The sequence below is a fragment of the Paenarthrobacter nicotinovorans genome (assembly GCF_021919345.1).
GTDB lineage: Bacteria > Actinomycetota > Actinomycetes > Actinomycetales > Micrococcaceae > Arthrobacter > Arthrobacter nicotinovorans.
In genome coordinates, this window is the sequence record NZ_CP089293.1 from 94,834 (window position 1) to 120,655 (window position 25,822).

General features: G+C 63.8%; 23 protein-coding genes. 9 read left to right on the forward strand and 14 right to left on the reverse strand.

Annotated elements, in window-relative coordinates:
- Position 1: 1 nt before the first annotated feature.
- From JMY29_RS00480 to opgC, 5 genes are all read right to left on the reverse strand, one after another.
- Positions 2-655, reverse strand: a complete 654-nt coding sequence (locus tag JMY29_RS00480; protein ID WP_110504856.1) for a response regulator transcription factor — start codon at positions 653-655, stop codon at positions 2-4.
- On the reverse strand, positions 652-1,524 hold the full coding sequence (locus JMY29_RS00485) for a sensor histidine kinase (protein WP_189076505.1): 873 nt from the start codon (positions 1,522-1,524) through the stop codon (positions 652-654). The genes JMY29_RS00480 and JMY29_RS00485 overlap by 4 nt, the downstream gene beginning before the upstream one ends.
- Positions 1,525-1,830: 306 nt before the next feature.
- Complete coding sequence (locus JMY29_RS00490) at positions 1,831-2,193, reverse strand: hypothetical protein (protein ID WP_144027663.1); 363 nt, start codon at positions 2,191-2,193, stop codon at positions 1,831-1,833.
- Positions 2,194-2,818: 625 nt separating this feature from the next.
- On the reverse strand, positions 2,819-4,174 hold the full coding sequence (locus JMY29_RS00495) for a uracil-xanthine permease family protein (RefSeq protein WP_018778387.1): 1,356 nt from the start codon (positions 4,172-4,174) through the stop codon (positions 2,819-2,821).
- 80 nt (positions 4,175-4,254) lie between these two features.
- Positions 4,255-6,732 carry an OpgC domain-containing protein gene (opgC, locus tag JMY29_RS00500; protein ID WP_189076506.1) on the reverse strand — a complete coding sequence of 826 codons (2,478 nt, stop codon included), beginning with the start codon at positions 6,730-6,732 and terminating at the stop codon, positions 4,255-4,257.
- A gap of 206 nt (positions 6,733-6,938) precedes the next feature.
- On the opposite strand from opgC, the gene JMY29_RS00505 reads away from it, so the two are divergent.
- Positions 6,939-7,544, forward strand: coding sequence for a malonic semialdehyde reductase (locus JMY29_RS00505; protein ID WP_018778385.1), 606 nt, complete (start codon positions 6,939-6,941; stop codon positions 7,542-7,544).
- Positions 7,545-7,644: 100 nt separating this feature from the next.
- On the opposite strand, the gene JMY29_RS00510 is transcribed toward JMY29_RS00505, so the two are convergent.
- Positions 7,645-8,106 (reverse strand): DUF3806 domain-containing protein, encoded by a 462-nt coding sequence (locus tag JMY29_RS00510; RefSeq protein WP_189076507.1) that lies wholly within the window; start codon positions 8,104-8,106, stop codon positions 7,645-7,647.
- A 23-nt stretch (positions 8,107-8,129) separates the two neighbouring features.
- On the reverse strand, positions 8,130-9,800 hold the full coding sequence (gene pgm / locus JMY29_RS00515; protein ID WP_026267259.1) for a phosphoglucomutase (alpha-D-glucose-1,6-bisphosphate-dependent): 1,671 nt from the start codon (positions 9,798-9,800) through the stop codon (positions 8,130-8,132).
- Between the two features lie 252 nt (positions 9,801-10,052).
- On the opposite strand from pgm, the gene JMY29_RS00520 reads away from it, so the two are divergent.
- Entirely contained in the window at positions 10,053-10,742 is a 690-nt protein-coding gene (locus JMY29_RS00520) for a DUF4190 domain-containing protein (protein ID WP_189076508.1), read from the forward strand.
- A gap of 175 nt (positions 10,743-10,917) precedes the next feature.
- On the opposite strand, the gene JMY29_RS00525 is transcribed toward JMY29_RS00520, so the two are convergent.
- From JMY29_RS00525 to JMY29_RS00535, 3 genes are read right to left on the reverse strand one after another with little or no spacing between them, the layout of a single operon-like run.
- Entirely contained in the window at positions 10,918-12,417 is a 1,500-nt protein-coding gene (locus tag JMY29_RS00525; RefSeq protein WP_039239111.1) for a peptide MFS transporter, read from the reverse strand.
- Positions 12,418-12,458: 41 nt separating this feature from the next.
- Entirely contained in the window at positions 12,459-13,907 is a 1,449-nt protein-coding gene (locus tag JMY29_RS00530; RefSeq protein ID WP_229778661.1) for an amidase, read from the reverse strand.
- Positions 13,900-14,643, reverse strand: coding sequence for a Type 1 glutamine amidotransferase-like domain-containing protein (locus tag JMY29_RS00535; protein WP_189076510.1), 744 nt, complete (start codon positions 14,641-14,643; stop codon positions 13,900-13,902). The genes JMY29_RS00530 and JMY29_RS00535 overlap by 8 nt, the downstream gene beginning before the upstream one ends.
- 153 nt (positions 14,644-14,796) lie before the next feature.
- On the opposite strand from JMY29_RS00535, the gene JMY29_RS00540 reads away from it, so the two are divergent.
- From JMY29_RS00540 to JMY29_RS00550, 3 genes are all read left to right on the forward strand, one after another.
- The gene (locus JMY29_RS00540) at positions 14,797-15,123 is read left to right on the forward strand and encodes a rhodanese-like domain-containing protein (protein ID WP_018778378.1); all 327 of its coding nucleotides are present in this window, start codon (positions 14,797-14,799) and stop codon (positions 15,121-15,123) included.
- A 50-nt stretch (positions 15,124-15,173) separates the two neighbouring features.
- The gene (pheA, locus tag JMY29_RS00545; RefSeq protein WP_189076511.1) at positions 15,174-16,106 is read left to right on the forward strand and encodes a prephenate dehydratase; all 933 of its coding nucleotides are present in this window, start codon (positions 15,174-15,176) and stop codon (positions 16,104-16,106) included.
- 106 nt (positions 16,107-16,212) lie between these two features.
- A complete protein-coding gene (locus JMY29_RS00550; RefSeq protein ID WP_189076512.1) occupies positions 16,213-16,443 on the forward strand; it encodes a hypothetical protein in 231 nt (76 codons plus the stop codon).
- Here the strand turns inward: JMY29_RS00550 and JMY29_RS00555 are convergent.
- The gene (locus JMY29_RS00555) at positions 16,440-17,501 is read right to left on the reverse strand and encodes a diacylglycerol/lipid kinase family protein (protein WP_018778375.1); all 1,062 of its coding nucleotides are present in this window, start codon (positions 17,499-17,501) and stop codon (positions 16,440-16,442) included. The two genes, JMY29_RS00550 and JMY29_RS00555, sit on opposite strands and share 4 nt — an antisense overlap.
- Positions 17,502-17,612: 111 nt before the next feature.
- Between JMY29_RS00555 and serS the strand changes: the two genes are divergently transcribed.
- Positions 17,613-18,893, forward strand: a complete 1,281-nt coding sequence (serS, locus tag JMY29_RS00560) for a serine--tRNA ligase (protein ID WP_189076513.1) — start codon at positions 17,613-17,615, stop codon at positions 18,891-18,893.
- On the opposite strand, the gene JMY29_RS00565 is transcribed toward serS, so the two are convergent.
- Positions 18,894-19,634 (reverse strand): class I SAM-dependent methyltransferase, encoded by a 741-nt coding sequence (locus tag JMY29_RS00565; RefSeq protein WP_189076514.1) that lies wholly within the window; start codon positions 19,632-19,634, stop codon positions 18,894-18,896.
- A gap of 186 nt (positions 19,635-19,820) precedes the next feature.
- Between JMY29_RS00565 and helR the strand changes: the two genes are divergently transcribed.
- Together helR and JMY29_RS00575 are read left to right on the forward strand one after the other, a co-directional pair.
- The gene (gene helR / locus JMY29_RS00570) at positions 19,821-22,004 is read left to right on the forward strand and encodes an RNA polymerase recycling motor ATPase HelR (RefSeq protein ID WP_189076515.1); all 2,184 of its coding nucleotides are present in this window, start codon (positions 19,821-19,823) and stop codon (positions 22,002-22,004) included.
- Between the two features lie 81 nt (positions 22,005-22,085).
- Positions 22,086-22,931 carry a Cof-type HAD-IIB family hydrolase gene (locus JMY29_RS00575; protein ID WP_039239123.1) on the forward strand — a complete coding sequence of 282 codons (846 nt, stop codon included), beginning with the start codon at positions 22,086-22,088 and terminating at the stop codon, positions 22,929-22,931.
- 10 nt (positions 22,932-22,941) lie between these two features.
- Here the strand turns inward: JMY29_RS00575 and JMY29_RS00580 are convergent, their stop codons facing one another.
- Positions 22,942-23,682, reverse strand: coding sequence for a GAF and ANTAR domain-containing protein (locus JMY29_RS00580; RefSeq protein ID WP_189076516.1), 741 nt, complete (start codon positions 23,680-23,682; stop codon positions 22,942-22,944).
- A gap of 134 nt (positions 23,683-23,816) precedes the next feature.
- Between JMY29_RS00580 and JMY29_RS00585 the strand changes: the two genes are divergently transcribed.
- Positions 23,817-24,653: a sigma-70 family RNA polymerase sigma factor gene (locus tag JMY29_RS00585; protein WP_189076517.1), complete on the forward strand. Its 837-nt coding sequence runs from the start codon at positions 23,817-23,819 to the stop codon at positions 24,651-24,653.
- Between the two features lie 60 nt (positions 24,654-24,713).
- On the opposite strand, the gene JMY29_RS00590 is transcribed toward JMY29_RS00585, so the two are convergent.
- Positions 24,714-25,796, reverse strand: a complete 1,083-nt coding sequence (locus JMY29_RS00590; protein ID WP_227453624.1) for an FUSC family protein — start codon at positions 25,794-25,796, stop codon at positions 24,714-24,716.
- Positions 25,797-25,822: the final 26 nt, after the last annotated feature.

Sequence of the window (25,822 nt, forward strand, 5' to 3'; positions counted from 1 at the left end):
TTTAGATGGGCGTAGGACGCACCAGGCCGCCTTCGTAGGCGATGACAACAAGTTGGGCTCTGTCCCGCGCGTCCAGTTTTGTCAGGATTCTACTCACATAGGTCCGCACCGTGGTTCGCGTGAGAAACAGGGCAGCCGCTATTTCGTTGTTGGAGGCGCCTTGTCCGATGAGGGTCAAGGTTTCGCGTTCGCGGACTGTCAGTTCGCTGATCCGGTCGTGTGCGGCCGGGCTCTGGGTGAAGCGGTCTATGAGGCGGCGGGTGATCTCCGGGGCGAGGAGGGCGTTACCTTCATGCGCGGTCCGGATTGCCTTGAGGATGTCCGGCAGCGGCGCATTCTTGAGGAGAAAGCCGGAGGCGCCCTGTCGGAGAGCTTGGTACACGTAATCGTCCATATCGAAGGTGGTCAGCATGACCAACCGGGTGCTGGATTTCCGGGAGGCCAGAATGCCTGCAGCTTCAAGGCCTGTCATCCGTGGCATTCGAACATCCATGAGCGCCACATCCGGTTGATGCTCCAAGATGGACTCCACGGCCTCCGCGCCGTCCACAGCCACGGCGGACACCGTCATGTCCGGCTCGTCGTCGATCAAGAGGCGCAGTGACGTCCTGATGTGAGCATCGTCGTCTGCGATGAGGACACTGATTTCATTCATCGGGTGTGCACCCTCCCTGCAGTTCCCGGCAGTGAAACAGCCACACGGTATCCTTTGGTCTCCCGTCCTGCTTCGAAGGTCCCGCCCAATAACTGAGCCCGTTCACGCATGCCTGTGAGTCCGTGACCGTTCTTGGAAGCCAAAGCCGCCCCCGGGCCGTCGTCGAGGACGCTGATCCGCAGGTCGTCGCCTTCAGTCCTGATGGTGATCCGGCAGGTTCCTGCTCCGGAATGCCGGATCACGTTCGTCAGGGCTTCCTGAATGATTCGATACGCGGTCGTTCGCTGCGCGGCCGGAAGATCGTGGGCACTTTCGTCGGCGTCGATCACGACAGATATACCGGCCCGTATGGCCGGCTGCGACAGCTCCCGCACCAGTTCCGGAAGGCTTCCCGGCGGAGCGTCATCAGCCGTTTCGCTACGTTCCTGTCGCATCAACACCTGAAGTTGGCCCAACGCATCACGGGCGTCGGACTCGATGCCCTGCAGTGCAGATCGCAGATCGTCGGGGGTGGACGACTTTACATGGGCCACGACGCCCGCCCGCACCCCAATCCCTCCCAGGGTGTGGGACAGTACGTCGTGGATATCCCGTGCGAGGCGAAGCCGTTCCTGGGCCCGGGCATTGCGCTCGGTTTCGCAACGCATGCGTTGGGTGCGAATTCCCAAGACCCATGCGGCCCCGATGATGACGGCGCCCAGGATGATGCCCCGGATGCTCGCTTCGGCGCCCTCCGCAGAGACCAGAAGCAAGGACGCAAACAGAAGAATTTCCAGCACGATCAGCCATGCAGGAAAGAGGCGTGTCCCGAATCGTTCCGCGGCAACGTACAGGCAGAGCCCTGTCACGAGGAAAGGATCCTCGGTCATTCCCAAGCTCCAGCCAACGGCCGTCACAACGCCGGTCCAAGCGGCAGCTAGCCAAGGAAACCTTGACCGAAGGCAGAGTCCCAGGACAACAAGGCCCCCCAAAGCCAGTTGGACCAGCCTGCCCGGTGATTCCGGCGGAACCACGGTGATCCAAAGCCCTGCCACCACGATGATGCCGACCAAGCCGTTCAGTAGAACGGGAATGATCGTTTCCCGGACTACGGAGACGTGAACGTTTTCTGGATCAGCGCTTTGCGTCGTGCTCGGGTGTCGTTGGTTCATAGGCCATCTCATTTGTCAGGGCAGTCAGGGTTGGAGTTCCACGGGTAACTCAACCAGGTACTCACCCAGGAGGCCTGAAGCGATGACCATGCGGTACGTCGTTTGTTTCTTGATGGTCCGGTCGGCTTCCTCGGCGATCGAGTCGTCCACCACGAGTTGCCCGCACGAGGTGTCGAGCTTATAGGAGGTGCGGCTTCGGTTCTCATGGGAAATGACCACGTTCTCGGTGGTGCAGACCCTTTCAGATTTGGCCCGCAAAAGCTTCTCCACTGCGGGAGCGCCGAAGGACAAGGCTACAAGCGCCGCGAGGCAGATGAGGTAGGTCCGGACCGTAATCTGCGCCCGAGGCTTCGCCACGCGTGCCCTTCCTGATGGGTCTTCTTGCATGGCCTCAGCCTAGAGGGTTGAGCGTTCTCCCCGTCAACACGCAGAAATCAGATAATGACAGCCCTACGTCGACCTAACCCGCGAGACCAACTCCCCGCTGGCGCTATATGTCTCAGTCCAGCCCTTGCGGGTCGTTGCTGTGAATCCCAAGCCGGCCTCCCCAAAAGATGCCCAAGGATCTTCCTCATCATCGGGGCGCACGAGGGCCCCACTCGGTAGTAATACTGAAGTCATTTTCCGACCGGTGTCCCGGAGGATGACTGCACAACGGTCGGTGTCAGGCCATTCCGTGACAATACCGTCGTAGTACACGCATTCCAGGCTTGCAAGATAGCCCTCCTTGTCGACGAGACATAGCACCGACGATGGGACACCGGCGAGCCGAGCAAGTTCTTCGACCTCTGTAGGCATGAGGCAAAATTCCGGAGCGGCGGGCGCTTTCGCCCGGTCGACATGGAACCTGATTGAAGGGCAACCGCAAATGCAGTCCGGCTCGACTCCAAGAATGTGCATCGCTTGCTTCCGGAAGGCACCGACGCCCTCGAATTCGACGGAAAGAAACAGGTCGAGCACTTCCCGCTCAGCGTCGGTAATGGGTCGCATGCCGCGCCTCGCTTGCTACCGCCTACTTCCCTTTCTTCCCGCCCCGCTTGGCCGCAGCGTTCATCGCCGACTTCACCGCTGGCGGCAGCCCCGCCGTCTCGGTTTCCGGCTCAGCGACGGTCCCGCGCCAGCGAGCCAGTCCCTTCATGCCGTGGTAGATCACCAGCGCAGCAGCGGAGCCAAGGGCAATGCCCGTGAACTTCAGCTCACCGATGGTCCAGGTGTAGTCCGCGATGCCGATGATCAAGGCCACAGCAGCGGTGGTGAGGTTGATCGGGTTGGAGAAGTTGACCTTGTTCTGAACCCAGATCTTCACGCCAAGCACGCCGATCATGCCGTAGAGCATGGTCGCGGCACCGCCCAGGACACCCGGCGGGACGGTCGCGATCAGTTCGCCGAATTTCGGGGAGAAGCTCAGCAGGATGGCGAAGACGCCGGCCACCCAGTAGGCCGCCGTCGAATAGACCTTGGTGGCCGCCATGACGCCGATGTTCTCCGCGTACGTCGTGGTACCGGAACCGCCGCCGAACCCGGCAAGTACCGTCGCGGCGCCGTCGGCCATCAGCGCGCGGCCGGAGACGCCGTCGAGGTTCTGGCCCGTCATGGCGGCTACCGACTTCACGTGCCCCACGTTCTCAGCCACCAGCACCAGCACCACCGGCACAAACAGACCCACTACGCCGATGTGGAATTCGGGCGTCTGGAAAAACGGCAAGCCAACCCAGGCTGCGGCATCCATCTTTTCGTAGCTGACCTCGCCGCGCATCATCGCCACGAGGTAACCGACAACGACGCCCACCAGAATGCTCAGGCGCCCAAGGATGCCTCGGAACAGTACAGAAACCAGGATGATCGTCACCAGCGTGATGAGCGCGGTAACGGGCGCCAGGTCGAAGTTCGCCTTCGCCGCCGGAGCCAGGTTCAGGCCGATCAGCGCGACAATGGCGCCGGTGACGATCGGCGGCATGAGCCGGTTGATCCATTCGGCGCCGAACTTCTGAACCACCGCACCAATAAGCGCCAGTACGACGCCGGCAAGCACCACGCCGCCCAAGGCGCCACCAACGCCGTACTGCTGCTGGGACGCCATGATCGGGGCGATGAACGCGAAGCTCGATCCCAGGTAGCTGGGCACTCGCCCCTTGGTGATGACGAGGAACAGCAGTGTGCCGATACCGGAGAAGAACAGCGTGGTGGCCGGTGGCATGCCCGTGATGATCGGGACCAGGAAAGTCGCCCCGAACATCGCAACTACATGCTGCATGCCGATGCCGATGGTCAGGGGCCAGGCGAGCCGCTCATCGGGTGCCACCACGTGACCGGGGCGGATGGACTTGCCATTACCGTGGAGCTTCCATTTGGTGCCGAGCATGCTCATGGCGGAGCCTTCCTCAGAAGAGTATTGGGATTCGGTGCAACATTACCGCCAAAGTACCCGCCCCGCCCCGCTAAAGCTGCTTACCGTGGAACCAGCTTGAAGAGGAACTTCGTTTTCACCATGACCCACAGAATGGCGAGTAAAGCTGCGTACACGGCCGAGTTCAGCCAGAGGTTGCCGTCCCGCAGCGCCGGGATGTTGGCGATAGCCACGATGAAGAACACGTGCATGATGAACACGTACAGGGTGGCTTGGCCAAGAGGTATGAGGAACCAGCCAACAGCGCGTGAGAGCGGCTTCCAGAACGCACTCAGGAGGGCATAAAGGGCGATGGTAATGACGAGGACATTCACAACACGGCCCGGGCCCAGATAAGTGCGGCCGAAGAAGGTGTCGTAGAGGTACCTGAACGTGGTCTCCGGGATGAGGGCAAGGCGCACATCCAACTGGTTTGTCAGATAGGGTCCGCTCCACGAGAAAAGCGCGCAGGCTGCGGCCAGGAAAACGCACACGCCCAGAAGAATCCGCTGACGGGGATGGGCGAACCAGTCGATGATTCGTTGGCGGTGGAACCCCGCAGTCATGCCGAGGACGAACAGCAACTGCCACACGAGCAGGGGAAAGGAGTCCTCGAACTGCGAGGGAAGCAACCGGAACCGGAACACGGATCCACCGATGTAGAGCGCCAGACTGACCGTAAGCACCAGCCAGGTGAGTCCGCGGGACAGTGCCACCAGGATCAAAGGGCTGATCAACAACAGGATGACGTAGAGGCCCATGATGTTGAACTGCCACGGACCGACCTGCAACAACAGCAGGGCCGGAATCAGGCCCTGCGGGACCGGAAACTGCAGCAAACCTTCCATCCCGGCGTAAAGGTCATAGGTCGTTCCGGCGGCTGAATGCCCGGCTGCGCCTGTGCCTTGATCGGTGAAGGTGGTGACGGCAGCGGCGTTAATGAAGGGGAGCAGGCTCAGACCGTAGACAATCAGGACCACGGCCAGGGCGGTGAAGTAGAGCTTCCACGCCCGCTTGGTTGTCCCGTCCACCACGTCCCCCAGCTCCGTGGAGATGCGCGGCCCGTAGACCATGCCGAGCACCACCCCGGAGAGCATGACAAAGAGTTCCGCCCCGGAGACCACTCCGATGGTCTCCTGGCTCAGCAGTTGGAAAACCGAATTGATGCCCACGTGGTTGACCACCACGAAGACGATCGCCAGTCCGCGGAGCATGTCGATCCTGGCATCCCGCCTGCCGGAACCCGTGTACGACCACTTGTTGGGGGCCGCCCGCGATGACAGAAGCCAGAGTGCCGCGACGGCCACGAGGACCGTTCCGGCGGTAGCCCATGCAGCCCATCCACGGATCACAGTGCCGGACTTCGTTTGCGGGATCTCAAGACCCGGAACGTCCTTCAGCCCCTTCTCGGTGACAGGACCGACCCTTAGGCCGGAGGTGTCCAAAGAGGTTCGGAACGGAGCGGCCAGCAACGGTTGGGCGGTGGTGCGCCAGTCAATGGACACCTTGCTCTGATCGCGAGCATCGGTAGTTTCGTTCCAGACCACTGCCCGGACGGACCCATTCTCGGGCTGGGCCACCGACGCGAAGACCTGGTGCCACCACGTCTGCTTGACGTCAATCTCTGCGGCGCCGCCGGCTCCTGGCGAGTAGAAAGCCCCGGTTTCGATCAGCAGCGGCTTGTTCCGGGCTTGTACATAGGTGCCATAAAAATTGTCCGTTCCGGTGCCACCACTGGACGCGTGCAGGGAATCGTTGAACTCGTCGGCCGCAGGGAGGGTGTTCTGGGCGGAGCCTGCACCGGTGGTGTCGTGATAAATGGACAGGCCTATCCAGTCCACAACGTCATCGCCCGGGTAGTAGGGGTCAAACGCGGAGTCGTCGAGGTCCCAGACGCCGTTAGCGTTGGTGTCCAGCGAGGCCAAGGGGACGCCTTTGGGTGGCGTGGACGTGGCCGTCTGGAACGGGTAGTCCTTCTCCGCTGTCGGCGACCACACCATCACGGGATCTGGCAGGCTGCTCTTGAGCGCGGCAGCAACCCGGCCAAATGCTGCCCGGTATGCTTCGGGTTCCTGGCCCCAAGCCACCCATGGGGCGTTCATTTCCGGTGCGAAGCGGACGAAGACCTTGCCCCTGAAGCCGGCAGCCGCCGTCGTGATTTGACGCGCAAAAGTGGCTGCGGCGTCGTCGCTGACGTCCCGGAGGGAAATTCCGGGACGTACGGTGAGCAGCGCGTGGGAGCCTAGGCCGGCTACCTGGGAGAAGTAACCCTTGAGGTAATCCAGGCCGCCTTCGTCCATGGGCATGGATACGTTCTGTCCGTACAGGGCAGCTGGCTCGCCGAGGCGCTGGGCGTAGTCCGCAGCTGAGTCCTTGTCCCAGTCGAGCAAAGTTCCGAAGTAGCGCTGGCCGGGATCGTCGCCGTCGGCCGGTTGCCGGTCCAAGGCCCAAGCTTGGGTGGAGGGGAGCAGGAACGCCAGAAGCAGCAGGACAAGTACTGCCAGGGCCCGTCGAGGGGCCGCCAGGGGAAAGGTAGGCATCAGGCCCCTTCTGGTGTCGTCATTCCCACAGTTGAGACGCCAACCCACAACGGGCGCCGGCTAGTAAAAACGATGCTACCCATTTTCCCGCTGTGCCCAACGTCACGGGCCGTCATGGGAAGAGGACAGCGGAAGTTGAAGTTGCAACCATGGAAAGCAGAAGTGCCCGGCCAGCCCAGGGTCAGGGCCCAGCGAAAGGTTCACAAATGACGATTGCCCACGAAGAAGCAGTCATTGACGCCGCAGCAGTCGACGCCATTTTTGCCGAAGCCCGTACCGCCAACAGCTTCTCCGGTGAGGTCACCGAGGAGCAGGCCCGCGCCATCTACGAGCTCACCAAGTTCGGCCCCACCGCCTTCAACTCCCAGCCGCTCCGCGTGACGTACGTCCGCTCCGACGAAGCCCGGGCCAAGCTGGTAGACCACCTGTCCCGCGGCAACCAGGCGAAGACCGCCTCAGCTCCGCTCGTCGCCATCCTGTCTTACGACACCGACTGGCAGGGACAGTGGGACAAGTTCCTCCCCGAGTACGGCGCCCCCAAGGCAATGTACGACGCCGATCCCGCCTTCGCTGCCTCCACCGGCAACAACAACGCCCACCTCCAGGCCGGCTACTTCATCCTGGCCGTGCGCTCCCTCGGTTTCGCCGCGGGCCCGATGACCGGCGCTGACTTCGCCGCCATCGACGCCGAGTTCTTCCCGGCCGGCGACCAGAAGAGCTTCCTCGTGGTCAACATCGGACAGCCCGGCCCGGACGCCTGGGGCGAAGCCAAGCCGAAGTTCGCTTACGACGACGTCGTCCGCACCGTCTAGTCATCCCGGGGCCGTCGTCCAGGACACCCATAACGCCTGATGACGCAGAAACGGATTGAGGACACCCAAATTCAGGTGTCCTCAATCCGTTTCTGTGTCGCTAGTTTTTTTGCGCGGCGTTGGTACCACCAGATGCCGCCGCAAGCGCCCCCTGAATCCCCTGGACCAGGCCAGCTGCCTGTTGCGATATCCAGGTGCCCGGTTCCTCCGAGCGGGTGGGCCAGCGTTTGCCGATGAAGTTCATCGGATGCACCACAATGTTGCCGGTCTGGTGGTGCACTGTGGCTTCCGTTACGCCGTCCGGGTAGGTGCCCAGAACCCACCGAAGCCCGCGGACCTCCCTGATGAGGTGATCCCCAAGAGCCGCGCCCATGATGTTGATCATCGCGTTGGGATCGAAATCGGGCTCATCCTCGACATGGTTGACAGTCATCTGCCACAGGGCGTCGATGTACTCGAGATCAGTGCGTGGATGATCGCTCCCAGGGCCGTCCACCGCCGAACCCACTTGCTGGAATGAACGGAGAAGATCCTGGATCCACTCCTCCTCCGCTGGGGACATCTCCTCGATCAGCGGCCCCGACACTACGCGATGACCCCGTCCACCAGCGCCTTGGCCTCTTCCTGAACTTGCTTCAGGTGGTCTGCGCCCTTGAACGACTCGGCATAGATCTTGTAGACGTCCTCGGTGCCGGAAGGGCGGGCCGCGAACCAGGCGTTCTCGGTGACGACCTTCAGACCACCGATCGAAGCGCCGTTTCCGGGGGCCTCGGTGAGCTTGGCAGTGATCTCCTCGCCGGCAAGGGAGGTGGCAGTGACGTCGGCAGCGGAGAGCTTGCCCAGCTTTGCCTTCTGCTCTCGCGTTGCGGCGGCGTCGATGCGTGCATACACAGGTGCGCCGAACTGGTCGGTGAGGCCCTTGTACAACTGCGACGGCGACTTGCCCGTCACAGCGGTGATCTCCGACGCCAGCAAGGCCAGCAGGATTCCGTCCTTGTCCGTGGTCCACACGCTGCCATCAAGCTTGTTGAAGGAGGCGCCGGCAGATTCTTCGCCGCCGAAAGCCCCTTCGCCGGACAGGAGGCCCGGGACGAACCACTTGAAGCCGACCGGAACTTCGACCAGCTTGCGGCCGAGTCCGGCGGCAACGCGGTCGATGATCGAGGAAGACACCAGCGTCTTGCCGACTACTGAGTCCGGGTTCCAGCCGCTGCGGTTGCGGTACAGGTAGTCGATGGCGACGGCGAGGTAGTGGTTCGGGTTCATCAGCCCACCGTCGGGCGTCACGATCCCGTGGCGGTCGGCGTCGGCGTCGTTACCCGTGGCAATATCGAACGCTGAGCCCGCGCCCGAGGAGCCGGTGGAATCGGACATCCGCTTGATCAGCGACGCCATGGCCGACGGCGATGAGCAGTCCATGCGGATCTTCTCGTCCCAGTCGAGGGTCATGAAGGCCCACTGCGGGTCCACGGTAGGGTTCACCACGGTCAGGTTGAGCTGGTGGCGCTCGCCGATCTCGCCCCAGTAGTCCACGGAAGCTCCACCCATGGGGTCGGCGCCGATGCGGACGCCGGCCTCGCGGATGGCGTCGAGGTTCAGCACCGACGGGAGGTCGTCGACGTAGCTGCTGAGGAAGTCGAACTTGCCGGTGGTGTCAGCAGCCAGGGCATCGTTGAGCGGCATGCGCTTGACGCCGCGGAGCCCGTTCTCGAGCAACTGGTTGGCGCGGTCGGCGATCCAGCCAGTGGCGTCGGTGTCGGCCGGGCCACCGTGCGGGGGGTTGTACTTGAAGCCACCGTCGCCCGGCGGGTTGTGGCTGGGGGTAACCACGATGCCATCGGCCTGGGGTGTGCCCGGCGCAGCTTCACGGTTGTACTTGAGGATCGCGTGGCTCAGGGCCGGAGTGGGTGTGTATCCGTGGCGGGCATCCACCAGAACGGTCACACCATTGGCGGCCAGCACCTCCAACGCGGAGTTCTGCGCCGGCTCGCTCAAGGCATGCGTGTCGCGGCCAATGAACAGCGGCCCGGTGATGCCCTGACGGCCACGGTACTCAACGATTGCCTGTGTGATGGCAAGGATGTGCGGCTCATTGAACGACGCCTTCAAGCTGGAACCGCGGTGCCCCGACGTTCCAAACGCCACGCGCTGCGCGGGATCGCCCAAGTCCGGAGCTACGTCGAAATACGCGTCCAGCAGGGCTGTGATGTCAACAAGGTCCTGGGGAAGGGCAACTGTGCCCGCTCGGCTAGCCATGGGGTCCAGCATGCCAGACCGAAGGCCCCGCTGACACGAAATGTCCGTGATCCGGCCCCTGTGACGCCGAATGGCGGACTTCTTCGGACGATATCTCCCGGTATCGCCCAAAGGTTCACTCCGCGTTTACCATAAGTGACCTTAGTGCCGGCCTTCCGCCGAGAGAGCCGGCCGCCACAATGCGCGCTACCTTATATGCGGCCCCGGACGGCGGTAGTGTTGGGATCAAAGACCACATTCAGGGGGATTCCTATGTCAGATCAGCCATCCAAGGGTAACGAGGATAAGCCGGCCGGCTACGAGCCGCCGCAGTACGTTCCTCCGGCGCAGTTCAGAGCTCCCGAGCAGAACCCGCCGGCCCCGGGCGCTCCCGTCCCGCCGGCCCCGGGTGCTCCCGTCCCGCCGGCCCCGGGCGCTCCCGTCCCGCCGGCGTTCGAGCCGCCAGCCCAGTCGTTCGACCAGGGCAACGCCACCCAGCCGCTGCCGCCGTATGAGCAGAACGCTTACGGCCAGCAGAACACCTACGGCCAGCCGGGCAACCAGGACGCCTACACCCCGGGCGACTACAGCCAGCAGCCTGCCTCGCCGTACGGCCAGCCGCCGAGCCCGTACCAGCAGCAGGCTTTCGGCCAGCAGCCCTACGGCCAGCCGCAGTCTCCGTATGGCCAGCCCGCCTACTACGCAACGCCCACCCAGCCCAAGGGCCTGAGCATCGCCAGCATGGTGTGCGGTATCGCCGTCTACATCGGCTTCGGATTCTTCATCCTCCCGCAGATCGCTGCCGTGATCCTGGGCCACCTCGCACTTAAGCGTGAACCTGCAGGCAAGGGCATGGCGATCGCCGGTTTGGTGATGGGTTACCTCGGAATCGCGCTGACGGTGGTGTTCGGCATCATCTTCTTCGCCGCCATCGGTGCCTCCACCAACAGGTACAACTACTAAACAAAAACGTTCGACGGCGCCCCTTGCGTCAGGTGGGAATCCCGCCTGACGCAAGGGGCGCCGTCGTTGGTTAATGCAGGCTACGCCACCCAAATTCGCCGGGGACAGAGAAACGGACCAGCGCTGCCCGGATGTGGGCGGCGCTGGTCCGTTTGCGTGTCGCTGGGCAAAAGTCCTAGCGAACGCCGCCCATCAACTTCTTGATTGCCGGCGATGCCGCGGCAAGTCCAACGGCCAGGACCACTGCCACGCCGCCGATGCCCAGGAAGTAGGGGAGCTCGTCGTCGGGGTTGTACAGCCCTGCGAGGATGCCTGCCAAGGTGGTTCCGAGCGAGACCGACAGGAAGAACAGTGCCACCATCTGGGTGTGGAATGCCTGCGGTGCGAGCTTGGTGCTCACGGACAGGCCGATGGGAGACAGGAACAACTCGGCAAGGGTGAACAGGAACAGGATCCCCACCAGGGCCAGCAGCGGGGTCTTGCCTTCTCCGGCCAGCGGGATGAACGCCAGGAACGCCAGGCCCATGATGAGCAGGCCCGCGGAGAACTTCAACGGTGAACTCGGTTGCTTGGAGCCAAGCTTCGTCCACAGGGCAGCCATCACACCGGCGAAGATGATGATGAAGACGGGGTTGATGGACTGGACCCATGCGGCGGGCATTTCCCAGCCGAACAGGTTACGGTCCAGCTTCTCCTGCGAGTACACGGCGATGAACGTGAACTGCTGCTGGAACAGTGCCCAGAACCCGGCCGATGCAATGAACAAGGGGATGAAGGCCACTACGCGCTTGCGCTCCAGGCCGGTCACCAACGGGCTACGGAAGATCAGGAAGAGGTAGATCACTGCGGCGCCGATCGCGGCGTAAGCCATGCTGCTGGCCAGGTTGTTGGCGTTGACCAATCCAGTGCCGAGCAGGACGGCCACCACAATCAGGATGCCCAGGAAGATCAGGCCGTACTTGGTGCGGTCCTTCGCCGGGAGCGGGTTGGGAACGCGGTGTGCTTCGTCCGGGAGGCGCTTGCGGCCCAAGGAGTAGATGACCAGGCCGATCGCCATACCCACCGCTGCAGCGCCGAAGCCGATGTGGAAGCCGTAACTCGTCTGCAGCCAACCTGTGACCAGCGGGCCAATAAGACCGCCCAGGTTGATGCCCATGTAGAAGATGGAGAAGCCGGCGTCGCGGCGCTCATCCTTCTCACCGTAAAGGGTACCTACCAGCGCCGTTGCGTTGGCTTTCAGGCCGCCGGAACCGATGCCTACCAGCACCAGGCCGGCGATGAGGCCCGGAATGCCGGGCAGGAGGGCCAGTGCGATGTGGCCGGCCATGATCATGATGGCCGAACCGAAAAGGACTTTCTCGGAACCGAAGAGACGGTCGGCGAGCCAGGCGCCGAGGATCGTCGACAGGTAAACGCCGCCACCGTACGCGCCCACCAAACCAGCGGCGAGGCCCTGGTCGATGGAGAGACCGCCCTGCTCGGCGGTGAAGTACATGTAGTAGAGCAGGATTCCTTGCATGCCGTAGAAGGAGAAACGCTCCCACATTTCCACGGAGAAGAGGCTGGCCAACATCTTTGGGTGGCCGAAGAACGACGTATCGCCCGCTGGCTTTGCGGACTCAGCCGTGGTTTGGGGTGTGCTCATTTTCTTAATGCTGGCACTGACTGCGGGCATTGTCACATCGATGAATGCCCCAGGCAACCACCTTCCATATACTAGACAGGCATTTTTGCGGCCTCCAGGGAACACGCAAGCTGCAGGAGTTTCAGTTCTGAACCTGCCGGGCCAATGAGCTGGATTCCCATGGGCAATCCGGCCGCCGTGGTGTGAACAGGAATGCTGACAGCGGGCAGTCCGCACACGTTCACCATTGACGACCACGGTGCATACTGGCACTGCCGTTTGTAATCCTCATCCGCGTCGCCCGCCCACTCGCTCGGCCAGGGCTCGCCGCTGTGCCCACCGCCCGTGAACCACCCGATGGGGCGCGGCGTTTGCGCCAAGGCAGGCATCAGAATGAGATCCCATTCCGCATACTGCGCGATGGTGTCGTGTTCGAATTGCCGGAGAAAGGCCAAGGCCTCGCTGACTTTGGAAGCGCTGCGTTGTTGTGCCCGACGACGGAAGGTCCTGGTCAGCGGGGTCAGCAGTGGCTCGCGCGGGGGTGCTATCCGGGCACTCCCGACGCCGGCAGTCCAGGCGGTGGTGAACGCTTCCGGGTAGCGGTTGTCGTATCGGATTTCCGCTTCGCCTACGCTGTGTCGGGCTTCTTCCAGCAGCTTCACGCCCAGTTCCAGGGCATCCCGCGCTTCCTGCCCGATCTCGAAGGGGTACACACCGGCCCACGGGCTGTCCAAGCTGACGCCGATTCTCAGGGATTCCGGCGCCCGGCCGACATTGTCGAGGAAGCCGCCGTCGGGCGCTTGTTCCGGGGGAACCAGCGCGTCCATGAGCAGCGCCGCGTCCGCTGCATTCCGTGCGAGTGGCCCGGCAACCACCAACTTGGCGGCATCCCCGGCGCCCACCCCGGCAGGAACCAGGCCCCGCCCCGGTTTCAGTCCCACGAGCCCGCAGGCGGCGGCGGGAATCCGGATGGAGCCGCCGCCGTCGGTCCCTGGTGCGAACGGGACAAGTCCCGCGGCCACCGCGGCAGCGCTGCCTCCCGACGAGCCGCCGGAGCTTCGCCCCGGAGCATGCGGATTGCGCGACGGCGGTGCGACGCGGTTTTCGCTGTAGGCCGTCAAACCGAATTCCGGCACCTGGGTCTTGCCCAGGGAAACCACACCCTGGGCTTTCAGCGTTGACGCCAGGGCTCCGTCCTCCGGCGCCGGTTTGTGGTCCAGCGCGGCGCTGCCGTGAGTAGTGGGGACGCCGGCAACATCGGTGAGGTCCTTGAAAGCCGTCGGCATGCCGTGCAGCAGCGGCAGCTCTTCCAGGCGGCCCTCCCGGACCAACCGCGCATGGAGGGTGTCGGCCGTCTTGGCATCGAGGAGTGCCTGCTCGGCCGTAACAGTGACAAAGGCGCCAAGGTGCGGGTTGCGCTGCCCGATCGAAGACACGAAGTGCGCTGTTGCCTCGCGGGCGGAGAGCTTCCCGGCGGCAAGGGCGTCGCGGAGCTGGACCGCGGTTAGTCCGGAAAGATCCTGCGTCGACGGATCAGCCAAGGAAACGCGACTCCAACCGTTCCTCCACAGCCACGGCATCCACGCTCTCGCCGGCGCCCGCAGTCACGCGGAACGCGGCCCTGTTCTTGATTTCGGACACCACCTCCACGAGGTCCGTGCCCCGGTAAACCAGCCCCACGCCGTCGTCCGTGCAGTGCGTCTCGCCCAGCGTGCCGTCGGCCACGAGCTTGTGGATTGCGGGCGCCCGGCGCAGCTCGGAATCGTAGTGGACACCGTTGCCGTAAGGGAGGAAGCCCAGGGCGTCGGTGACCGGGCGCAACTCCGGCCCGAAGGAGTCCGTCACACCGCCCTGATACCAACAAATGGATCCCGCTGAAACCCCGGCAAGGACAACCCCGCCCTCCCACGCCTTGCGGAGGATCCGGTCCAGTCCGTGTGCACGCCAAACGGCCAGCAGGTTTACAACGGAGCCGCCATTGACCCACACCACGTCCTGCTCCAGCAGATGGGCTTCCGGATCGTCGATGTTGGGCATGGTGAAGAGATTGAGGTGGCTGAAGTCGAACCCGGCGATGCGCGCAGCCTGGTCCATCTCAGCGGCCCACCATCGTTGATCACCGGATGCCGTGCCGATGTGCGTCACCCGGGGCGCCCGGCCCGTCACGCCGGACAGTTCCACGGCGTAGTGCATCAGGTGGTTGAACTCGATCCTGGTCCGCTCACCCGGCTTGTACCCGCCGGAGGTGGCCAGAATCGTGGGTTGCCCAGCAGCCATGGGTTGCTCCTAGTAGCCGGTTGTGGGGGAGTGCTTGGTCACCAGTCTTAACGCCCAAGCCACTGCGCGCAAGCGAAGCCGTCCGCCGCGTTACGGGGTCAGGCTCCGGGGACTAGGCTGGATGCTGACCTTAATCGATGGGAAGGATCCACCATGAGCGACTTCGATACCGTGCCTGTGGGCGATATTCCGGCCGGTGCCAGCATCCTGGATGTCCGCGAAGACTACGAATGGGTGGCCGGGCACGCCGAAGGCGCACGCCACATCCCCATGGACCAGTTGCCCGCGCGCTTGGACGAACTTGATCCGGACGAGGACTTCTTCGTCATCTGCAGGACCGGTGGGCGGTCCTTCCGCGCGGTCCAGTGGCTGGTGGGCCAGGGCTACTCGGCCGTGAACGTCGCCGGCGGAATGGACATGTGGTTCGAAGCCGGCAAGCCGATGGTCTCTGACAACGGCCTCAAGCCAGTGGTGCTGTAGCCCCCGCCCGGCCGTCACCAACCTCGTATATAACCAGCAAGGAATACTCAATGCCAGCAGCTACGTACACCTTCCTGGGACCTGAAGGCACGTTCACTGAAGCGGCCCTCCTGCAGGTTCCGGGTGCTGCTGACGCCACACGGATTCCCTGCACCAACGTCAATACGGCACTCGAACGGGTGCGCCAGGGCGAAGCGGACGCGGCCATGGTTCCCATCGAAAACTCGGTGGAGGGCGGGGTTACTGCCACCCTGGACGCGATTGCCACGGGACAGGAGCTGCGGATCATCCGCGAGGCCCTTGTTCCCATCACCTTCGTGCTCGTGGCGAGGCCCGGCGTCGGGCTTTCCGACATCAAGCGGATCTCCACGCACGGGCACGCCTGGGCGCAATGCCGGCTCTGGGTGGATACGCATTTGCCGGGGGCCGATTACGTACCGGGTTCGTCCACGGCAGCGGCGGCCATGGGGTTGCTGGACGAGGATGCGCCCTACGAAGCCGCCATCTGCGGCCCGCTGATTGCCGACGAGCAACCCGGCCTCAACGTCCTGGCACGGGACATCGGAGACAACCCGGACGCCGTGACCCGGTTCATCCTGGTGAGCCGGCCGGGGGCTTTGCCGGAACGGACCGGTGCCGACAAGACCACCGTCGTTGTTCCACTGCCCGAAGACCACCCCGGCGCCCTCATGGAAATCCTGGACCAGTTCGCCTCCCGGGGCGTGAACCTCAGCCGCATCGAATCCCGGCCCACGGGTCAGTACCTTGGCCACTATTTCTTCAGCATCGACGCCGACGGCCACGCCTCCGATTCCCGGGTGGCTGATGCCTTGGCCGGCCTTCACCGGATCAGCCCGGCAACGCGCTTCCTTGGCTCCTACGCGCGGGCCGACAAGCAGGCTGCTGTGGTTGCCCCACACACTTCAGACGCTGCCTTCGCGTCCGCGCACGCCTGGGTCGACTCGATCCTGAAGGGCCAGTGAGCCTTCTCCACAGGGCACGGCCAACGCCCTTTCCCCTTGGCAGAACTGTGCGTATGCTTGCTTGATCCACAAACGATGGATGAATGCATCAACGAAAGGAGCGGTCATGTCTGTACACCGGGATGACAAAGACGGCCAGGGCATGATCGTCAATCCGAAGCCCACAGGCGAAAACCAGGACGACTGGAATGGCGATGAAGCCGATCGGGCAGACCGGCTCCGCTTTGAAGAAGAACAAGCAATGATCAAGGAGCAGGCCGAGGCCCGCGCGGCCGCAAAAGCCGCCACTGAGGAAGCTGAAGAGAAGGCCGCCAAGCCGGACGCCGGTTTGGTCTAGACGGACTTTGCCTTCGGCACCCGCACCAGCAGGGAACCCGGGGCCACCTGAACGGTGACGGTCGTCGCTTCACCCGACGGGTCGCCGTCGAGCTGTGTGGCCATGGGTTCCTGGCTGCGGATCACCACTTTGCCGGACCGGTAGAAGCTCATCATGGGCAGGTTCCGGTTGTGCTTGAACAGGACCTTTGTGTACATGGCCAGCCACCCAAAGGCGCTGCGGGGGCTCATCACCACGATGTCCAGCATGCCGTCGTCGATCATGGCCTGCGGGATGAAGTCGATGCCGCCGGGGATCAAACCACAGTTGGCAAACAGGACACTACGGATTTTGCGTGCCTGCTCGGGCTCGTCATCCATGGTGATGGTGACGCGTTTTCGGCGGCCGGGCAGGTGCCGGACACCCGCCTCCGTGTAGGCGAGCCAGCCGACGCTTTTCTTGAGGTCTTCCTTCGTGTCTCCGACGACCTCAGCGTCCAGGCCCATGCCCGCGATCACCAGGAAAGTGTGTTCCCCTTTGGTCCCCGTGATGTCGTTCTCGATCCCCATGGTGGCGGTATCGATGTAGCGCTGGTGGCCAAACAAGGCTGTCTGGATGCACTCGGCGAGGTTCGTGACGTCCAGGTCCACGTTTCGTGCCAGCAGGTTTCCCGTGCCCAACGGGACCAGGCCCATGGCAACGTCCTTATGCGCCAGCGACTCGGCCACAACGCGTACGGTACCGTCGCCGCCGCACGCCAGAACGACGTCGGCCCCGTCCGCCAAGGCCTGGCGCGACTGGCCGTAACCGGGATCCTCCACCGTGGTTTCGAAGAATTTCGGAGCGTCCCAACCGGCGAGGTCGCAAGCATCAATGATCGCCTGGCGGGCCACGGCGGCGTTGTTCTTGACGGGGTTGAGGATCACGGCGACCTTTTGGTCTCCCGGGCCGGGCTTGTGTGCTTCCTCCCGTACCGCGCTCCTGATGTGCCTGGCTTTCAGCCTGCGCACGCCCCACCAGCTCGAGACGGCAAAAGCCACGCCCCCAGCGAGAATCACGTACAGGATCCAGTCGTTCATCGTGCTCCAACACTATCCTCATGGGCACCCCTGACTTTGCCGCGTCCGCAGAGCTGCCCGCTTTTGGCCCTGCGGACCGGAAATCCGTGGCTGATTCGATAGTCTTGTGTGGTGATCGACGTAAAAGACCTCAGCGAAAATCCGGACAAGTTCCGTGCCAGCCAGCGCGCCCGTGGCGTCGACGAGTCCGTTGTGGACGCGATCATCTCCGCTGACTCCGACCGCCGTGCTGCGCTGATCCGCCACGAGACCCTCCGCGCCGAGCAGAACGCCTTCGGCAAAAAGGTGGCCCAGGCCAAGGGCGAGGAGAAGCAGGCCCTGCTGGCCGAGGTCAAGGAACTTGCCAACTCGGTGAAGGCCGCGTCCGCAGAGGCAGCCGCTGCCCAGGCCAAGCAGGACGAGCTGCTGCGCGTCATCCCCAACCTGGTGGTGGACGGCGTTCCCGAGGGCGGCGAGGACGACTACGTTGTGGTCAAGACCGTCGGCACACCGCGTGAGTTCACCGACTTTGAGCCGAAGGACCACTTGGAAATCGGTGAACTGATCGGCGCGATCGACATGGAGCGTGGCGCCAAGGTTTCCGGCTCACGCTTCTACTTCCTCCGCGGCGTGGGCGCCCGGCTGGAAATGGCACTGCTGCAGATGGCCATGGAGCAGGCCATCGACGCCGGCTTCGTCCCCATGATCACCCCCACTTTGGTGCGTCCGGAGACCATGCAGGGCACCGGTTTCGACGTAAAGCACGACGCCGAGATCTACCGTCTCGCTGAAGACGACCTTTACCTGGTGGGAACCTCGGAGGTGGCCCTCGCCGGCTACCACGCAGACGAAATCCTGGACCTCTCAGCAGGCCCCATCCGCTATGCCGGCCAGAGCTCCTGCTACCGCCGCGAGGCCGGTTCGCACGGCAAGGACACCCGCGGCATCATCCGTGTGCACCAGTTCAACAAGGTGGAGATGTTCATCTACACCACGGTTGAAGAAGCAGCCGCCGAGCACGAGCGCCTGCTGGCCTGGGAAGAGGAGATGCTAGCCAAGTGCGAGCTTCCCTACCGCGTCATCGACACCGCTGCCGGTGATCTCGGCATGTCCGCGGCCCGGAAGTTCGACTGTGAAGCCTGGGTCCCCACGCAGAACGCCTACCGAGAGCTCACGTCCACGTCCAACTGCACCACGTTCCAGGCCCGTCGCCTGAACATCCGTGAACGCGTGGTCAACGACGAAGGCGTAGCCAAGGGAACACGTGCCGTTGCAACGCTGAACGGCACCCTGGCCACTACGCGCTGGATCGTGGCCATCCTGGAGCACCACCAGAACCCTGATGGTTCGGTCAATGTTCCCAAGGCGCTGCAGAAGTACCTTGGTGGCCTTGAGGTCCTTCCGGTTCTTTAGTCAGCTGGGCTTGCGCGCCAGGACGATCAGCTCGCCCTGGCCGCTGCCCACGCTTTCGCCGGCCCAGCCGCCGAGGATCCCTTCCACGGTGAATCCCGCTGTGCCCAGATCCCGGCGCAGTTGTTCCTCTGGGCGGAACGCAAGCATCGAGGTCCCTGTCTCACTGCTGCTTTCGTCGAGGACACGGTATTCGGTGAGGGTAACGAGTCCTTCGGGGAGCTGATCACTCTCCATCCACGTTTCCACCGCTGTGCCGTCGGGAAGCGTGTGCCGGCGCCGCGTCGCCGTCGGCGTCCAGCTTTCCCATGCGCGGGCAGCCGGGTCCCGGGAATCGAAGGCCAACCGCCCCCCGGGTATCAACGCGCGGTGAACGTCGGCAAGCGTACGGGACCATTCGCCGTCGTCGTGGATGGCCTGGGCGACGTGCGCCGTCATGATTGCGACGTCGAAAACTTCCCCCTCCGGGATCTGGGCCGATGTGCCTGCGATCCACCTGACACCATCAGCGCCAGGCTTGCCGCGGGCGGCCGCGAGGGAGTCGGGATTCGGATCGACGCCCACCATGTCATGCCCCTGGGCGGCCAATGCCAAGGTGATTCTCCCCGTCCCGCACCCCAGGTCCAGGACCCGTCGGTTTGCTTGCTCGTTCACGAAGTCGAAGAAGAAATCGTCGTCCTCTGCCCAGCGGTTTTCCAGGTCGTAGAGTGCGGAGAGCTGGGTTCCGGTCAGTCGTGAACGCATCCGGCAACCCTACCCAACGCGCAAGGGGCGGGCACGCAACCCGGGCATGAAACGGGCACAAAAAAGGAAGGGAATTATCCCTTCCATATTCAATGTATAACCCACCCGGGGGCTTGCGGCAAGGCCCCCCTGGTGCCGAACAATTGATCCCCGAACCCCATAACCAACGCAAAAGGGAGTCGTGGGATGCCTGAAAACAACCGCCTGGGAACCAGTGCCTTTGCCCTGCCCGGGCACCTTGCACGCAAAGCGGATCCGCAACTGATCGGCGCCGATGAGCGGCAGTTCGACGCCATTGCAACCAGCCTTGAGGAATCGATCGCTGAACTGTCCGCCCGGTTGGAGGTCACCCGCAAGCAGCCCGGCGGCCGTGGCCAGGCTGCCTTGGACCGCGACCAGGAGATCCACAGGCTTACTGCCCGGCTGCGGGGACTCCGCCGCTTTGGATTGGATCTGTGTCTTGGCCGCATGGTGACACCCGGTAGCCCGGAACCGGTTTACGTCGGCAGGCTGGGCCTCACCGACAGCCAGGGGAAGAGGCTCCTGATCGATTGGCGGTCACCCGCTGCCGAACCGTTCTTCGGAGCAACACACGCCAACCCGATGGGCCTGGTGAGCCGGCGCCGGTACCGCTGGACCCGTGCCAGAGTGACCGACTACTGGGACGAAGTTTTCACCGCTGACGGCATGGAAGGAAATGCCGCGCTTGATGACCAGTCCGCCTTTATCGCGAGCCTTGGGAGCAGCCGCTCGCCGCGCATGCGGGATGTCCTGGGGACTATCCAATCCGACCAGGACCGGATCATCCGTGCCGGCTCGCGTGGGGCGCTGGTGGTCGACGGCGGTCCTGGTACCGGTAAGACGGTGGTTGCCCTGCACCGCACGGCCTACCTTCTGTACTCCGATCCCCGGCTCAGCCACCGCAACAACCACGGAAGAAGCGACGTACTGTTCGTCGGACCGCATCAGCGCTATTTGGCGTACGTGGCCGATGTCCTCCCAAGCCTGGGGGAGGAGGGCGTGCAAACGTGCACGTTGCGGGACCTTGTCCCCGAAGGTGCCGGCGCCGGCGTCGAACGCGATGCTGAGGTTGCCCGGCTCAAATCTTCCGTGGAGATGATCAAGGCAATTGAACGCGGTGTGAGGTTTTACGAAGAGCCGCCAACCGAGGGCATGGAAGTGGAGACCCCCTATGCCGATATTTGGCTGGGCAGCGACGATTGGGCGGAGGCTTTTGACGCGGCCGAGCCCGGTACGCCGCACAACGAAGCGAGGGACGACGTCTGGGATGCGTTGCTCGATATCCTGGCGGACAAGCTGGGCGAGCACGATGTGCCGGAGGCCATGCGGCGCAGGGCTTTGAGCCAGAGCGCGGAGCTGCAGTCGGCCTTCAACAGGGCGTGGCCGCTTCTCGATTACGCAGCCCTGGTGGCGGACCTGTGGCGCGTGCCGGCCTACCTCCGGTTGTGCGCTCCGCACCTGCAGCCTGGCGAGCGGGAGATGCTTCATCGCGAAAACCCGGAGGCGTGGACTACGGCCGACCTCCCGTTGCTGGATTCGGCTCGGTTGCGCCTCGGCGACCCGGAGGCATCCACGCGACGCCGGCGGCAGGCGGCGGTCCTGGCGGCGGAGCGCGAACTCATGGACCGGGTGGTGGACGACCTCATTGCCGCCGATGATTCCGAGAACCTGGAAATGTACATGCTGCGCGGCGACGACATGAGGGAGAAGCTGGCAGGCCAGGACGCTGTGGAAATACCCGATCCGGATGTCCTCACCGGACCCTTCGCGCACATCGTGGTGGACGAAGCCCAGGAGCTGACGGACGCAGAGTGGCGGATGCTGCTGCAGCGCTGCCCGTCCCGTAGCTTCACAGTGGTGGGGGACCGCGCCCAAGCCCGGCACGGGTTTACGGAATCGTGGGAGGAACGCCTTCACCGGGTGGGCATGGAAAATGTTGCCCTGGCCGGCCTCAGCATCAACTACCGCACTCCCGAAGAAGTCATGGTGGAGGCCGAACCCGTCATCCGTGCCGCCCTCCCGGACGCCAATGTGCCAACGTCGGTGCGGAGAAGCGGGATTCCGGTGCTCCATGGCGTGAGAGAGGACCTGGAAACGATAGTGGATGCGTGGCTCGATGCGAACAGTGAGGGCACCGCCTGCGTCATCAGCCAGCCGGTCCTGGGCGAAAACCCGCAGTGGGAGCGGGTCAGCCGGCTCACCCCGGAGTTGTCCAAGGGCCTTGAATTCGACCTCGTGGTCCTCATCGACCCGGACGATTTCGGTGCCGGGATCGAAGGCGCCGTGGACCGGTACGTGGCGATGACCCGGGCGACGCAGCAACTCGCCGTCCTCCGGAGCGCACTGTGATGACACTGTTCACGCTCCGTTAACCGCCCGCTGTGGCGCCGGTCCTAGTTGAGTGTCGGCGGTGTCTGGTCTACTGGAAGCATGACTATTTTGACTGATACTCCAGTTGCTGGCATCGATGACCAGCCCAACGAAAACACCAAACTCATGATCGCCCTGGACGTCGATGGCACCCTGGTCGACCATGACGGCCACATGACTCAAGAGGTTCGCTCCGCTGCCCAGGCAGTGGTCGCCAAGGGGCACGACGTCATGATCGCCACCGGCCGGTCCCTCAACGCGACGCTGCCGATCATCCAGCAGATCGGCATGGAGCGGGGCTATGCAGTGTGCTGCAACGGCGGCGTGACCCTTCGACTGGATCCCGCCTTGGAATCCGGTTACGAGATCATCCACAAAGCAACGTTCGACCCCGCTCCCGCCCTGAAGGCGCTGCGGGAACGGCTGCCCAACGCCAAGTACGCCCTGGAGGACGAGGACGGCAACTTCCTTTCCACGGAGCGTTTCCAGGATGCCAGCTTCGGCGTGGAGTCCATCGGTGTCGATTTCCAGACGATGCTCGATGCCACGGCCGTCCGCGTAGTGGTGTTCAGCAGCGAGAACACTTCCGAGGAGTTCAACGAGGCCATCCGGCACATCGGGCTATCCGGTGTGACCTACTCGGTGGGGTGGACTGCCTGGCTGGATATTGCCGCTGAGGGTGTCACCAAGGCCAGCGCCTTGGAGGCTCTCCGTCGCCGGCTCGGCACGGACCAGGCCAACACGGTGGCCGTGGGCGACGGCCGCAACGACATCGAGATGCTCACCTGGGCCGGCCGCGGCATCGCCATGGGCCAGGCTCCCGATGAGGTGCTCGCCGTTGCCGACGAGGTCACCGCGTCAGTGCTCGACGACGGCGCGGCGCTGGTTTTGCGCGGCCTGCTGTAAGGATCCGCACTCACTGGAAGTACGTCTGAACCTGCCCGCCCCCGGCTGACTCGACGATTGCCTGTGCCACCGCCCGGAGCTTGACGTTCCGGTTGCTCGAAGCCTTCTTGATCAGTTCGATCGCTTCTTCCTGGGTGCAGCGGTTCTGGGCGATGATGATGCCGGTCGCCACGTCGATCACGGTGCGGGATTCCATCGCGGCACGCAGGTTTGCCGCTGTTTGGCTGTGCTGTGCCAGAAGTATGGCCAGCTGAAGACCCTTGGAAGCCTGCACCACGTAGTCGTTGGCGCGCTGCACGGCCGCTGCGTCGAAGGCGTTGGGGCGGTCGGAATACAGGTTCAGGCCCGCCGTGGACGTGTCGTCCGGGAGCGGGAAGGGAACGGCCAACACTGAACGTACGCCGTGGCCAGTGATGGCCTCGTTGTATTCCGGCCAGGTGTTGTCTTTTTCAAAGTCGGGTATGTGGACCTGGGTGCCCTCGCGGCAGGCGTGGAGGCAAGGTCCATCGGCGAACGCGTATTGAACCTCGTCGAGTCGCCGCGCACGTTCGCTGCTGCTGGCCACCGTGCCCGCGGTCCTCTGACGCATCAGCGTAATTCCGCAGTAGACCTCTGAATCGGAGTTGCTGAACATGCCGGCCGAGTGCCGTGCCAACTCCTCGAGGAACACTTCCACATCCGGGGTGTTGAGCAGCATGTCCTGGATATCGGCCAGGACCGTGCTCGGCGCTGCGAGCTGTGGTTCTTCCATGTAAATCTCCGATTCGGTGGACGCGGCTTCCTTTTGAGCCTAACCCCGTTGAAAGCTAATAGTAAGTGTGCTTCTCTTTTTAAGGAGTCTTGCCGTGGGCTCACCACCCCAGCAGGTTTGAGGATTGAAGCCCCATGCGACAAATCCCACCGTCCGACGTCCTGACACGTCCCCCCGCCAATGCACCCGAAGGGAGCATCCGGCAAAGCTTCCAGGACAGCCTGGTCCTGGACCATCTCAATCTGGCCAAGTCCATTGCCGCCCGATACTCCGCCCACACCCATGACCTGGATGACGTCCGCCAGGTTGCCTACATGGGCCTGATCAAGGCGGCACGCGGCTACGACAAAGCCAAGGGCGTCAGCTTCCCGGCCTACGCAGCCCCAACAATTGCCGGCGAGGTGAAAAGGTACCTTCGCGACCATTGCTGGGTAGTGCGGCCACCGCGTCCCATCCAGGACGTGCGGCGCCAAGTGTTGGCCCGCACGGAAGAGATGACCCAAACCCTGCAGCGGACGCCGTCACCGCAAGATGTGGCAACGGACCTGAAGCTTGAGCCGGGCCTGGTGCAGGAAGCCCTGACGGCTGGAACCAGCAAGCGGCCCGATTCGCTGGATGCCCCCGCCGCGGAAGGCCGCGACGGACTTCACGGATCCTTGTCCGCCTTCGGTTGCCCGACAGACAGGCTCGAAGACGTTCTTGCGCTGCGGAACGCCATCCGCGGATTGAGTGCGGAAGACCGGCACCTGCTCTACCGGCGCTATTACCAGGAGGAAACGCAGTCCACCATCGCCGAAGCCCTGGGAATCTCGCAGATGCAGGTGTCACGGAAACTCTCAAGGGTTCTGGTTGCCCTCCAGAAGCAACTGCTGGACGACGAAGCCCAGCTCCGGAACGGGACCGAACGATCAGGACCACAACGCAGGCTGGGCCAAGGCCGGTACCCGGAGCTCGCACTGCAGTTCGGATAAGAGCGGGCAAGGGCCGGACGGGTTCGCCGCCGCTGAGGCCGCGCTGAGGTAAGTCCAGCCCTATTCCGACGACAGCACCACGGTCAGGATCCGGCGCAGGCTCATGGCCACGGAAGCCGGTGCGTTCACGGGTGCCTGGCCCGCCGCAGCCTCGGCCACGGCGTTGCTCAGGGCGGTGATGCTGTCCTTCGCATCAGCCATGCGTCTGGTCAGCTCGCCGGATTCCCCGTCCCGCCAATGGTCCACAACAGAGGCCACGGCTTCCAAAGACTCCGAAAGGTAGCCCACCACAGCATCCGGGATGACTGTTCCGGCGCCTTCTTCCCAGATGGCACTTGCCAGGACGTCGGTGATGTCCTGGACGTGGAAAGTGAGCCGTTCGAGGGTCCGCAAACCTGAGAGGTCGGCCGGCAGGCGGGTCGCACGACGCCGGGACCTGGGATTCGCCTTGGCGCTCAGCTCCGCTTGGTGCACCGCTGTCCGCACCGCGGCCGCAGTTAGGGACAGTTCGTCGCTGCGGCTCGCCCATGCTTCGTGGTTGGGCGGCCAGGACTCCTCCATGGCCTTCGCCATGTCTTTGAGCTGCCGTGAAAGTGCTTCCTGGTGGCCGGCGATCGCGGGGTCGATGTCGTCCAGGTGCAGGGGCGGAACCACCAGCCAGTTGACGGCGAACCCCACGGCGACGCCCAATGCCATCTGCAGGACGTACGCGAAGGAGAACCCCTCCGTGTTCGAGTCGCCCAACACCAGGACGAACAACGCAGCCATGGGAATCCATTCAGAGGCACTTCCCAGCCGGGGCAGGCCGCCGATCAGCACGCCAAGTCCCACGACCAGGGCGACGGCGAAGGCTGTTGGTGCGGTGACCGTTGTGATGGCGAAGGCCATGCCGATACCCAGCACCAGGCCGGCCAGGCTCTGGAGTCCGTGCTTGGCGGAGTCCGCCACGGTGGGGTGCATGCTGACCAAGGCACCCAGGGGCGCGTAGTACGGGTATTCAGCGGCGGGGCCGGGCATGAAAGGGGCGATGTACCAGGCCAATCCAGCAGCGATGGCTGTTTTGGCGGCGAACAGGAGTCGATGGCGTGTGACGGTTTTGCGCAGCGCGGGAATCAGCCGTCGCCTGGAGGGCATGGGGCTCATCAATCCAACGGTCGCAGGTATGTGCC

What these genes read in the sequence shown, in the direction of transcription:
- JMY29_RS00520 (WP_189076508.1), top strand. Translation starts at nt 10,053, where the DNA reads ATGTCAGATCAGCCATCCAAGGGTAACGAGGATAAGCCGGCCGGCTAC.
- JMY29_RS00580 (WP_189076516.1), bottom strand. Translation starts at nt 23,682, where the DNA reads ATGGAAGAACCACAGCTCGCAGCGCCGAGCACGGTCCTGGCCGATATC.
- JMY29_RS00490 (WP_144027663.1), bottom strand. Translation starts at nt 2,193, where the DNA reads ATGCAAGAAGACCCATCAGGAAGGGCACGCGTGGCGAAGCCTCGGGCG.
- JMY29_RS00590 (WP_227453624.1), bottom strand. Translation starts at nt 25,796, where the DNA reads ATGAGCCCCATGCCCTCCAGGCGACGGCTGATTCCCGCGCTGCGCAAA.
- opgC (WP_189076506.1), bottom strand. Translation starts at nt 6,732, where the DNA reads ATGCCTACCTTTCCCCTGGCGGCCCCTCGACGGGCCCTGGCAGTACTT.
- JMY29_RS00535 (WP_189076510.1), bottom strand. Translation starts at nt 14,643, where the DNA reads ATGGCTGCTGGGCAACCCACGATTCTGGCCACCTCCGGCGGGTACAAG.
- JMY29_RS00575 (WP_039239123.1), top strand. Translation starts at nt 22,086, where the DNA reads ATGACTATTTTGACTGATACTCCAGTTGCTGGCATCGATGACCAGCCC.
- JMY29_RS00565 (WP_189076514.1), bottom strand. Translation starts at nt 19,634, where the DNA reads ATGCGTTCACGACTGACCGGAACCCAGCTCTCCGCACTCTACGACCTG.
- JMY29_RS00505 (WP_018778385.1), top strand. Translation starts at nt 6,939, where the DNA reads ATGACGATTGCCCACGAAGAAGCAGTCATTGACGCCGCAGCAGTCGAC.
- JMY29_RS00585 (WP_189076517.1), top strand. Translation starts at nt 23,817, where the DNA reads ATGCGACAAATCCCACCGTCCGACGTCCTGACACGTCCCCCCGCCAAT.
- JMY29_RS00540 (WP_018778378.1), top strand. Translation starts at nt 14,797, where the DNA reads ATGAGCGACTTCGATACCGTGCCTGTGGGCGATATTCCGGCCGGTGCC.
- JMY29_RS00510 (WP_189076507.1), bottom strand. Translation starts at nt 8,106, where the DNA reads ATGTCCCCAGCGGAGGAGGAGTGGATCCAGGATCTTCTCCGTTCATTC.
- JMY29_RS00495 (WP_018778387.1), bottom strand. Translation starts at nt 4,174, where the DNA reads ATGAGCATGCTCGGCACCAAATGGAAGCTCCACGGTAATGGCAAGTCC.
- helR (WP_189076515.1), top strand. Translation starts at nt 19,821, where the DNA reads ATGCCTGAAAACAACCGCCTGGGAACCAGTGCCTTTGCCCTGCCCGGG.
- JMY29_RS00555 (WP_018778375.1), bottom strand. Translation starts at nt 17,501, where the DNA reads ATGAACGACTGGATCCTGTACGTGATTCTCGCTGGGGGCGTGGCTTTT.
- JMY29_RS00525 (WP_039239111.1), bottom strand. Translation starts at nt 12,417, where the DNA reads ATGCCCGCAGTCAGTGCCAGCATTAAGAAAATGAGCACACCCCAAACC.
- JMY29_RS00550 (WP_189076512.1), top strand. Translation starts at nt 16,213, where the DNA reads ATGTCTGTACACCGGGATGACAAAGACGGCCAGGGCATGATCGTCAAT.
- JMY29_RS00480 (WP_110504856.1), bottom strand. Translation starts at nt 655, where the DNA reads ATGAATGAAATCAGTGTCCTCATCGCAGACGACGATGCTCACATCAGG.
- pheA (WP_189076511.1), top strand. Translation starts at nt 15,174, where the DNA reads ATGCCAGCAGCTACGTACACCTTCCTGGGACCTGAAGGCACGTTCACT.
- JMY29_RS00485 (WP_189076505.1), bottom strand. Translation starts at nt 1,524, where the DNA reads ATGACCGAGGATCCTTTCCTCGTGACAGGGCTCTGCCTGTACGTTGCC.
- pgm (WP_026267259.1), bottom strand. Translation starts at nt 9,800, where the DNA reads ATGGCTAGCCGAGCGGGCACAGTTGCCCTTCCCCAGGACCTTGTTGAC.